Genomic DNA, 10,117 nt, shown 5'->3' with positions numbered 1-10,117 from the left:
CAAGGGGGACAAGGGGGACAAGGGGGACAAGGTAGAATTTTCTCCCTTGTCTACCATGTCTCCCCCCTCTCCCTTGTCTCGCCATTTCCCATTGCCCAAAAGACGTTATCCTAAAACTTGGTGGCAGGTGTCATTATAATTCCACCCCAGTTTGCGACATTCAGCACAAACTCAGGAAAAACAAACATTAAAAGGTTCTTTTGAATGAATGGCATCAAGTGGCAATTTTTACACAATCTCATTCCAGACGGGCGGCGGGTTTTGTCAGTATTCCTAGTCCTTTCCTGCTTGTTCTTGATTGATACACATTCAGCATCGGCGGGTCTAAAAGATGACAGATACGATGGCAACATTTTTGTGGTTTATGCTGGTAACGGCTCACTAGTTCCCCCCAAAGCAACACTCTCCCAAGCTTTATCAGAGCATAAACCTGCCCTGCTATTCTTCTACGTAGATGACAGCAGTGATTGCAAGGAATATGCCCTGATTGTTTCAAGGGTACAGGAATTTTACGGTCGGGTAACAGAGATTATCCCTGTCAATGTGGACGCCTTACCAGTTAAAGAAACTTATAGCCCTACAGAGGCAGGTTATTACTATTCTGGAGGTGTTCCCCAAGTCGTAGTTGTCGATCGCTCCGGTCAAGTGGTTCTTAACAAGAAGGGTCAAGTCCCCTATGAAGAAATAGACAACAAATTTAGGTTAGTGTTTGATTTATTACCCCGCTCTGAGTCAGTGGAATTAAAGAGACGCTCCTTTAACGAATTGAACAGCGAGCTAACCACTCAGTAACTTTTGGGGCAGGCAAAATTGTCTGCCTCATATTTTAGTAATATTAAATACATCTAAAAATATAACTTCAGTGATAATATATAAAATAATTGCAAAGTGATGAATGCTGAATAATGGAACCTTCAATTCATAATTCATAATTCATAATTCATAATTTATATGTCAAAGGTTTACACTACAGAAGAACTCATCCAAATTCTGCGTTCCGAACGCCAAGCTTGTCTGGAAGGAAAGCGGCTAAAGTTAGCAGCCACCGTCTCCGGCAATCCTCTCATAGACCAATTTATCAAAACTGACGGATTGCAAAAGTTTACTGCTTATCAAGATTTCAAAGCTGCTATCCACGAATACCAAAGAGAACATCAAGTTTCCGGCATTGTGTGGCGTGAGATAACTATTCGAGAAAAAACCTTACGCTATCCAGAAGTCGATGCACAGCTTATAGCTTTACCCAAAGATCTAGAAATTCTAAAAGCTGCAAAGAATTCCGTATTAGAATTCTGGCGAAATGTCTCTTTAGGCTTAGATTTGTACTTAAGCATTAATAATAATAAAGAATACCGACAAATAACGATTTCTGATGTAGATAGAATGACTCAAAGAACAGAGTGGGCAAGTTTATGGAAGTGGGAAAATTCCAATTTTTTGGAAATAATTTTACAACTAGGATGGGGTAAGCCAGAAGAAGCTTCTTACAAGCGAGGATTTCCTGCTTCAGGGAGCGAGTATGTTCATGCAGTCAATCCGGGAAATCTTCCTATTGGATAATTTATACAAAGTAGGAGATATACTATACCGCTCAAATCCGTTGTTTAAGAGCAAAAATTGTATTTATTGCTTGTTTGTAACAGATTTACTCTATATTGTAACAGGGATTTCAACTGTACAAGATAGAAGTTTAAAGTACGTGAAGCAATACTACGTAGGTTTTGCTAAAAACACAAATTCAAGGTAGGTTGGGGAGCCACTCGCGTGCTCTGGTTTCCAGAGTTGAGCGATGTGGCGTTTGAGGAACCTTACCCAACATTTATCAGCATTTGTTGGGTAACGCTATCGCTCTACCCAACCTACAATTTCTCTTAACCGGGCACAAGCACAGTTGTAAGGAGAAAATTATGCGATACATGGTAGTGCTTGAAAAAGCTGAGGCTAATTATTCCGCATACATTCCCGATTTACCAGGCTGCGTAGCCACAGGGAATACTCTAGAAGAGGTGAAGCAGATGATTCAAGAAGCTATCGAATTTCACACAGAAGGTATGCTTGAAGATGGAGAAACCATCCCTCAACCTACAAGCATTGCTTATGAAGTTGAGGTTTTAGTCAAGACTTTAATGATAACAATTGACAAATCCAGCATCTTTAACTTTATTCAGCTTATAAAACTTGTTCCACTTGCAACTGCGGCATTCAAACCAAATTGTGTTCTTTGACTCGTACTCAATAAAGGATAATTTTTCTGTACCACAAACCGGACAGGTATCGTACAAAGCAATTAGAGCAAGATTGGAAGTAACTGCAATTAACTCTTCAGGATCGAAGGGTTTGACTATGTGAGAGTTGAAACCCGCATTGAGAGCAAGTGTACGCGATTCTTCAGTTGCCATTGCTGTTAAAGCTATAGCTGGAATTTGTCTCGTTTGTTCTGTTAAACTTCTTACTTTACGAATGAGTGAATAGCCATCTTCAATGGGCATAGCAAGATCGCTAATCAGAATATTTGGTTTGTAACGCTCAACTTCTTCTAGAGCAACACTGACTGACGTTGCTGTTGTCACTTGTGCATTAAATTCTGCAAAAGTGAATTTGAGCAAGTCTAGAGTATCAGCATTATCATCTACTGCTAATACTCGCAAACCGTCTAGGACTTGTACTTTCTCCATACGCCTAAACACTTCTATATAGTTTGATTAACAAGTAAAGCCATAACGATCTCTCATAAGCTGTTTCACAAAATCGTACTTCAATTGCAATGAGTTCTTTCAGTACAATCAATACAATTTCATTCGCTAGTCTGAGCAATTCTGATTAAACTCTATGACTATGGTTAAATTTATCTATCAGCAGAATGAGAAAAAAGAATATTAATAAATTGTAAAAAATCTTAATTTTTTGTAAAAATTTTAAGTTTGATGTGGTAAAACCATCTCAATTAAAATCGAGAGAAAGAAATATTGTGTCCTATAAAGCTTCTGTTCTCCTAGCGCTAAGCGATCGCATATCACTTCAAAACATTGAGGTGAATTTGCATCGTTCTCTATTGAAGTACTGGAGGCGGAGCCTCTAAGCAGGCATTCCCAGCTTGAGGCTGGGAACGAGGCGAGTTCCCTTTTACTTATGGGTTATTTGAGACAATATTAATCCAAACCACTGATTTTTGTCAGTCCACACTTTTTGCGGTACTAAACCTTTTGCTTTCAATTCTTGCTGAATAGTATTGAGGTCAAATTTGCGGGAAATTTCCGTGAGAATGGTTTCATCTTGGTCAAAAGAAATTGTGAGGTTTAAAGCTTTTAGTTGGACGGTTTGCGATCGCAAACTGCGTAAATGCATTTCTATCTGATTTTGCGTTTCATTGTAAAAAGCCCAATGTTCAAATTGTGTTATGTCAAAATTTCCTTCATATAGCCGATTGAGATGTTCTAGCATATTTAGGTTAAATGCTGCGGTGACTCCTTGGCTGTCGTTATAAGCTGCTTTTAACAAATGTTTTGGCTTTTGCAAATCTACACCCAGTAGGAAATATTCTCCTACTTGTAAAGCATGAATGATTTGAGAAAAGAACTCATCGCATTCTTGAGAATTTAAATTACCCAAGGTACTACCAATAAAACAGATCGTTCTGGTAGGTAATTTGGTGGGTTCAAGCTGTGCTAACGCCAATTCATAGGTTCCAGCCAGTGCTTGAACCTTTAGTGTTGGGTACTCTGCTAGAAGTTGTAGGGCAGTGCTTTCCAGCATTCCAGCACTGACATCAATTGGAACGTACTGCAAAGAATAACCAGCCCGTTGGTAGGCATCTAGTAGAATACGGGTTTTGGTAGAACTGCCACTGCCAAGTTCTACCAATTCACACGAACCAGTTATTTGAGCAATTTCACCAGCGCACTCTTGTAAAATTGCTGTTTCTGTTCGCGTTACATAATATTCTGGTAATTCACAAATTTGCTCAAATAGCTCAGAGCCACGGTCATCATAGAAGTAACGAGGGGGTAAGGATTTAGTTCTTTGAGTTAATCCCTTAATGACATCACTTCCTACACAAGAAGAAATAACCAAAGTAGGTTCCTGCAAACGCTGTATTTGCAAGCGTTCTTCATAAGTGTTTTGGGAAGTCTCTTTACTGCCGACAGCCTGAGATATAGACATTTATCCTCCGTTAACTTGGGCGGTTGGTACTTTCAACATGAAATCAAGTTGAAAGGGGTGTTAACAAAATTTAAGCAGAAAGGCTGCCTTTTCTATTTAACGGTAGGATAAAGTAATAGCGATCGCCTCACCCTTTCGCTCTCTCCCTACTCCCCATTCGCCTGTTCCTTAGGGGGATTCTCAACTAACAGTGCTGCCATTACTGCACTCAACCAAGCTAATCCGGCACATATTATCATTACCAATTTGAAAGTATCAACGAAAGCAAGTTTGACTGCTGTTTCCACAGCATCCACATTTTCCGGTGAAACCCCAACAATGGGTGCTATCTGACCGAGTTGTCTGGCTTGAGATTGTAGTAGAAGCCGTGCAGCATGGGACAGGTGAATACAGGTTGTATGCTCTTGTAATGAAAGTGAATAGGTAGACAGCGCTAGGGAACCAACGATTGCGATCGCCAGCACCCCAGCCGTCCGCGAGACTGCATTATTAATTCCCGATGCAGTTCCTGCATAATCTGTTCCGACTGAACCCATTACAGCAGTCGTCAACGGAGCCACTGTAATTGCCATACCCAACCCAAAGACAACAATGCCCGGAAAGAAAGTTGTCCAATATTCGGAAGCCCCGCGTGTCAAACCTACGAAAGCCATCAACAGAAAACCAAGCCCAGCGAGAAAAGGACCAACAATCAGCGGTATGCGGGGACCGTAACGATCTGCCAACTCACCAGCCCAAGGAGACAACCCACTTAATAGTAATGCAAATGGCATGTCAGCCAATCCAGCAATTGACTGGCTGTAACCCTGTGCTTGGACTAAATTGAGACACAAGAAGAAAGTCCCGACACTCAATGCTCCATAGAGAAATAAAGTTAACAGGTTAGTGCCACTAAAGGTACGCGATTTAAAAAGGTGCAGAGGCATCATTGGATGGGCAGAACGTGCTTCGACTAAGACATAAGCCAAGAGCGCGATCGCACCCCCACTTAATGTTCCATAAATGCGCGGATCGTGAATGCCAAAATCGTGTAGGGAGATAAAACCGTATGTCAAACCTGCCAATCCTAAAGTGGCAAGAATTGCACCCAGGTAATCTATTTTTACAGAAGCTTGTTCGTTCCGACTTTCTGGAACTTTCAAGTAGAGGATGAGTAACGTCGTGATTCCTATAGGTAAGTTGATTAGGAAAACTCCACGCCAAAATCCGGCATCTGATAGCAAGCCCCCCAGAACCGGTCCGGCTACTGTCACAATTGTCGTTGCTGCCGACCACGTTCCGATCGCTCCGCCACGATGTTCTGGCTCAAAATAGGCAGTGATGATAGCGAGACTTCCCGGAATCATCATTGCACCCCCGATACCTTGGAATATGCGTGCTGCAATCAAAAATTTGGTACTTGGGGCGAAACCACAAGCCAGTGAAGCCAGTATAAACAGGCAAATGCCAATAGCAAATACCTTTTTTCGCCCTAGTTGATCGCCAAGGGAACCGCCCACTAAGATGAGGGCGGCGAGCATGAGTAAGTAGGCGTTCACAATCCACAGCAATTCCACGCCAGTTGCTCCAAGATTGCTCTGTAAAGCAGGGAGGGCAACGTTTAGCGCGGAGGCATCGATAAAAGCCATACTTGAGGCAAAAATTGTTGATAGTAGCACCCAATGTCCAACTTGATTTTGCACGAAACTTGGTGCATTTTCCTGCTGAACCAGCTTTGCTTCGACCATGATTGCTTGTTTTTTTGTAGCGAAAATCACAGAAAATTGTAACCTATGGGATATTTGAGGAGCAAAATCCCATGCGATCGCACTTCCTATTATATTCACCTCTGCCCTCTGCCCCCTGCGTTCTCAAAGACTAACACAGCGAAATCCTGCCAGAATTTGGCGGATATGAGGATGATACCAGTTACGAAAACTACAGCGCAATGCCCAAGGACGTGTTGCCCAACTACCACCTTTTAAAACACGATGCTGTTGGTCAAAATAAACTTGGGAATATCCTATATACGGATAACTTTGGAAACCTGGATAACTATCAAACCAAGTCGCCGTCCATTCCCAAACATTACCTAGAGTATCGTACAAACCATATGCACTTTGTCCATCAGGAAAGGCATCTACAGGGGTTGTTCCTTTGTTAAAACTATTGTGATTGCAAAGTTGTCGCATGGGTTCTCGATTTCCCCAAGGGTATAACAGACAACTTTTCAACTGAGCATCCCAACTAGCTGCCTTTTCCCACTCCGCTTCTGTAGGTAATCGTTTCCCTACAAATCGTGAATAAGCTTCTGCTTCATACCAACTGATACCACAAACTGGGTGTTTTTCCTTACGGCGATCGCTACACCAGTAAAGTGGTTGTGTAACTTGCTCAGTTTGCAGCCACTCCCAACCCGCTTTTGACCACCATTGCGGATTTTGATAACCTCCTGCCTCCATAAATACTTTATACTGTCGGCGAGTTACAGGATAGCGATCGATCCAATATGTATCTAGATAAACTTGATGTGCTGAACGTTCATTATCTAGCGCATCTATTGAATTGTTTCCCATCTCAAACTCCCCAGATGGAATCTTAATCATGTCTGGGCATTGGGCATTGGGCATTGGGCATTGGGCATTGGGTATTAGTTTTCCTCTCTCTCCCTTGTCCCCTTGTCCCCCTTGTCTCCCTTGTCCCCCTTGTCCCCCTTGTCCCCTTGTCCCCCTTGTCCCCCTTGTCCCCCTTGTCCCTCTTCAGAATTTCCAACACAAAAGTAGCAATTTCACAGTGTTGACTTTCGTGCTGTAGTATGAAATGCCAAAGACGATCTTGCTTATCGAAAGGGGCTACTTCCAAATAGTGTAAAACTTTGTCTCTAACAGTATCTAAGTAATAACGAATTGCTTCTAAGCTGGGTAATTTGACTCGCTCTATTTTTGGCAAGCCATCAGCTGCAAACAACTTCCGGTACTGTGGAAACAAGCATGGAAAACCTGCCGTGTGTTCTAACAGCCATAAGGACTCAGTATACGCAATATGTCCTAAGTGCCACCCAACAGGGCTAAAGTCCGCATGAGCTTGCTGACAAAAGGTAACTTCATCAATTTCTTCAAATAGGGTAAGGGTTTTAGTGCGACATTGATGGTATGCACTATAAATTGTTTCTTTTAAATTAGATGTGCTCGATTCTGATATCACAATTTTCTCCGACACTGAGGATGCTATTTTCTTCAAAAGGAATCCAGTTACCAGTGAATAGCGGTTCAGATGCAACAATGGTAGAGTTGGGAAAAGTTGGATCGTTACACAACCAGTAAAGGGATGGCGCAGGTGATTTTGTCCCAAAGCGAGAAGCAATTAAGCGTTTTCCATCACTGATGATGATATTGGCAAGGACATAGGTTTGATGGCTTTGTGCTAACTCTGTTAACTCGAGTAATGTTATGTGTAAAGCTTGCTCTAAACTTTTACCTGGATTAGCTAACCACTGGTTGAGCACTAAAGCAAAAATATGTTCTGAATCTGTATTTCCACCAATCCATTTGTAAATTTCATCATTTAATTGACTGCGTATGGGTCTGTAGAGAGTTTGCCGGAATTTGTCAATTCTACCATTATGGATAAATAACAGATTCTGATACTGAAACGGTTGAGAGTTACTAAAATCTAATGCTTGACCGGGGGTAGCACTGCGAATGTAAGCGATCGCACATCCCGATTCTATGTAACGGCTGAGGCTTGGTAGGTTAATATCATTCCAAATGGGTAGTGTATTTTTGTAGATGAATGGTTCGGTCTGGTGACGAGAATGATACCAACCAACACCAAAGCCATCGGCATTAACCACACCAGACAGCATTTCACGTGGTTTGTAGCTTTGAACTATCAGTGAATGGTCGGGTTGATATAATAAAGGTTCAAGAGAAATAGGGGAACCGAGATAAGCAAGTAATCGGCACATAAGCGGGGAATTTGTGCTCCACAATTTCAAAATTAGGTTGATGTGCTGAGAATTTCCTGAATTAGCGATAAATTTACAGTGCTATTTGCCCTTGAGGCTTTCTCTGCTTGCATCACAAATTATATTTTATGATAAAACTTAATATTGTTTGTAGTTGCGCTTCAGCGCATGCGTTCCAACTACAAAGCAAAAAGATTATTTGCACCGACTTGAAAGTAGGTAGGGCTATGCCTCACAATATCGAACGGTGGGCAGTAAGGATTATTTACGCCAACTTAGATAATGAAGTTGATAAATCAGTCGGCTTAGAGTGATTTATCAACTTCGTAACTCGTCGTTTTCCCACATGACGTGGTGTATTTGGTATCAAGGGCGAAGACAGCGCAACTACAAACGAGTGAAATTAAGCAGCCGCCTCTACCAAGACTGCTGTTTGTTCTTCTTGTACCGTTGTTTCCCCAAGTCGATCGCCACTCGTTAAATCAAACTCATACCATTCGTTGTGCCAGTTCAAGCGGAACTTGAGGCGAGTCCAACCTTGAGGAAGATTGGGACAAGCAACAGGACCAAATTGAGTCATGCGGACTCCTCCAAACCCAAAGACGACTGCTTGCCAAACTCCACCCGCACTCGCAGCATGAACTCCTTCTGCGGCGTTACCGCGCACATCTTCTAAATCAACTAACGCGGCTCGCATAAAATGGGTGTAAGCTTCTGCTGTTTGATTTAAGTCGCAAGCAAGAATGGCGTGAATTGCAGGACCTAAGGAGGAACCGTAGCTGTGATCGGTACGGGGGCTGTAGTAGTTCCAGTTGGTTTGCAAAATGTTTTGGTCGTAGCGCTCGCGCAATAAATACATGAGCATCAATACATCTGGCTGCTTGAGAATTTGCTTTTGGTTTGTGGCTTCAATTCCCAAAAGACTTTGCATTGATTTTGTCCGAGGTTCGTATTCAGCTAAGTTGACATCTTCAAGTTGGAAGAAACCCTCAAATTGTTCCATTAAACCAGTGTGCGGATCTTGATTGACATAAAGTTTTTTGGCAATCCACGCCCACTTTTCAAACCGTTCTGCTTCCAAATCAAGTTTTGTTTTCAGTTGTGCTGATTTGTCAGGGTAAGCTTGGCACAACCAATCCCATAGAGCTAAAGCCGATTGTAAATGCCACTGTACCATTAAATTGGTAAAGGCGTTATTATCTACGCGATCGTGATTTTCATCGGGTCCAATGACATCACGGATATCATAACAATTGCGCTCTGGGTTCCACTCAACTCGACTTTCCCAAAACTTAGCTGTATCTAGAATAATTTCAGCACCGCGATCTCTCATCCATTCATCATCACCCGTATACAACCAGTAGTGCCAAACAGCATAAGCTACGTCAGTGCTGATATGCACTTCAATATCACCGCACCAAATACGGATGGGCTCACCTTGTGGAGTGGGTACCCAACGGGGGGTGACTTCATCGCCAGTTGTGGCACTTTCCCAAGCGTACATTGCACCTGTATATCCAGCTTCTTTTGCCTTGCGTCTTGCTCCTTCAATAGTGTGGTAGCGATATGTCAGCAAGTTCCGCGCCAGTGCAGGTTGAGTCAGAGTCATGAAGGGTAGGATAAAAATGTCTGTGTCCCAAAAAATATGCCCGCTATAGGGAAAACCAGAAAGTGTTTTTGGAGGGATGCTGACGCGATCGTCATGACAGGGAGCAACAGCAAGTAACTGGAAGAGGTTGTAGCGAACGGCAATTTGAGCTTTTATATCGCCTTCAATAATAATATCGCTGTCTTGCCACACTTTTTCCCAAGCAGCAATGTGAGCAGCTAACAAAGTACTGTAACTGGGTACTCGATCCAATCTATTTAAGGCAGTGGCAATAGGAGTTTCTGTTTCCCGTGACGTGAAGACGGTGATAATTTTTTCGACTGTCACCGTTTGTTGTGGCGAACATTGGAAAGAGATGGAGGTGTGGGGGAGTGAGGGAGAGGGGGTAGACAAGGTAGACA

7 protein-coding genes and 2 pseudogenes are annotated in these 10,117 nt (G+C 42.5%); 3 read left to right on the top strand and 6 right to left on the bottom strand.

Features of this window, described 5'->3' with window-relative positions; all coding sequences use genetic code 11:
* Positions 1–204 precede the first annotated feature (204 nt).
* The 3 genes and pseudogenes from F7734_RS58895 to F7734_RS64925 form a co-directional block, all read left to right on the top strand.
* On the top strand, positions 205–792 hold the full coding sequence (locus F7734_RS58895) for a thylakoid membrane photosystem I accumulation factor (protein WP_155753451.1): 588 nt from the start codon (positions 205–207) through the stop codon (positions 790–792).
* A gap of 159 nt (positions 793–951) precedes the next feature.
* Positions 952–1,560 carry a hypothetical protein gene (locus tag F7734_RS58890; RefSeq protein WP_155753450.1) on the top strand — a complete coding sequence of 203 codons (609 nt, stop codon included), beginning with the start codon at positions 952–954 and terminating at the stop codon, positions 1,558–1,560.
* A 347-nt stretch (positions 1,561–1,907) separates the two neighbouring features.
* Positions 1,908–2,111, top strand: a pseudogene (locus F7734_RS64925) (type II toxin-antitoxin system HicB family antitoxin); the annotation flags it as partial.
* A 12-nt stretch (positions 2,112–2,123) separates the two neighbouring features.
* Here F7734_RS64925 and F7734_RS58880 read toward each other — a convergent pair.
* The 6 genes and pseudogenes from F7734_RS58880 to F7734_RS58850 all read right to left on the bottom strand — a co-directional run.
* Positions 2,124–2,675 carry a response regulator gene (locus tag F7734_RS58880; RefSeq protein WP_155753448.1) on the bottom strand — a complete coding sequence of 184 codons (552 nt, stop codon included), beginning with the start codon at positions 2,673–2,675 and terminating at the stop codon, positions 2,124–2,126.
* A 448-nt stretch (positions 2,676–3,123) separates the two neighbouring features.
* Positions 3,124–4,161, bottom strand: coding sequence for an L-histidine N(alpha)-methyltransferase (egtD, locus tag F7734_RS58875; protein ID WP_155753447.1), 1,038 nt, complete (start codon positions 4,159–4,161; stop codon positions 3,124–3,126).
* Positions 4,162–4,307: 146 nt separating this feature from the next.
* Entirely contained in the window at positions 4,308–5,987 is a 1,680-nt protein-coding gene (locus tag F7734_RS58870; RefSeq protein ID WP_347566477.1) for an MFS transporter, read from the bottom strand.
* A 24-nt stretch (positions 5,988–6,011) separates the two neighbouring features.
* A pseudogene (locus tag F7734_RS64920) lies at positions 6,012–7,319 on the bottom strand (SUMF1/EgtB/PvdO family nonheme iron enzyme); the annotation flags it as partial.
* Complete coding sequence (gene egtC, locus F7734_RS58855; RefSeq protein WP_155753445.1) at positions 7,319–8,107, bottom strand: ergothioneine biosynthesis protein EgtC; 789 nt, start codon at positions 8,105–8,107, stop codon at positions 7,319–7,321. The gene egtC and the pseudogene F7734_RS64920, both read right to left, overlap by 1 nt.
* Before the next feature lie 403 nt (positions 8,108–8,510).
* Positions 8,511–10,117: glycosyl hydrolase family 65 protein (locus F7734_RS58850; protein ID WP_155753443.1), on the bottom strand; the 1,607-nt coding region annotated here is incomplete at its 5' end.

This window comes from Scytonema sp. UIC 10036, assembly GCF_009725235.1.
This window is presented reverse-complemented; position numbering and strand designations above follow the sequence as displayed.

Coding starts and splice junctions, on each gene's coding strand:
- F7734_RS58895 (WP_155753451.1), top strand. CDS start 205: ATGAATGGCATCAAGTGGCAATTTTTACACAATCTCATTCCAGACGGG.
- F7734_RS58890 (WP_155753450.1), top strand. CDS start 952: ATGTCAAAGGTTTACACTACAGAAGAACTCATCCAAATTCTGCGTTCC.
- egtC (WP_155753445.1), bottom strand. CDS start 8,107: ATGTGCCGATTACTTGCTTATCTCGGTTCCCCTATTTCTCTTGAACCT.
- F7734_RS58880 (WP_155753448.1), bottom strand. CDS start 2,675: ATGGAGAAAGTACAAGTCCTAGACGGTTTGCGAGTATTAGCAGTAGAT.
- egtD (WP_155753447.1), bottom strand. CDS start 4,161: ATGTCTATATCTCAGGCTGTCGGCAGTAAAGAGACTTCCCAAAACACT.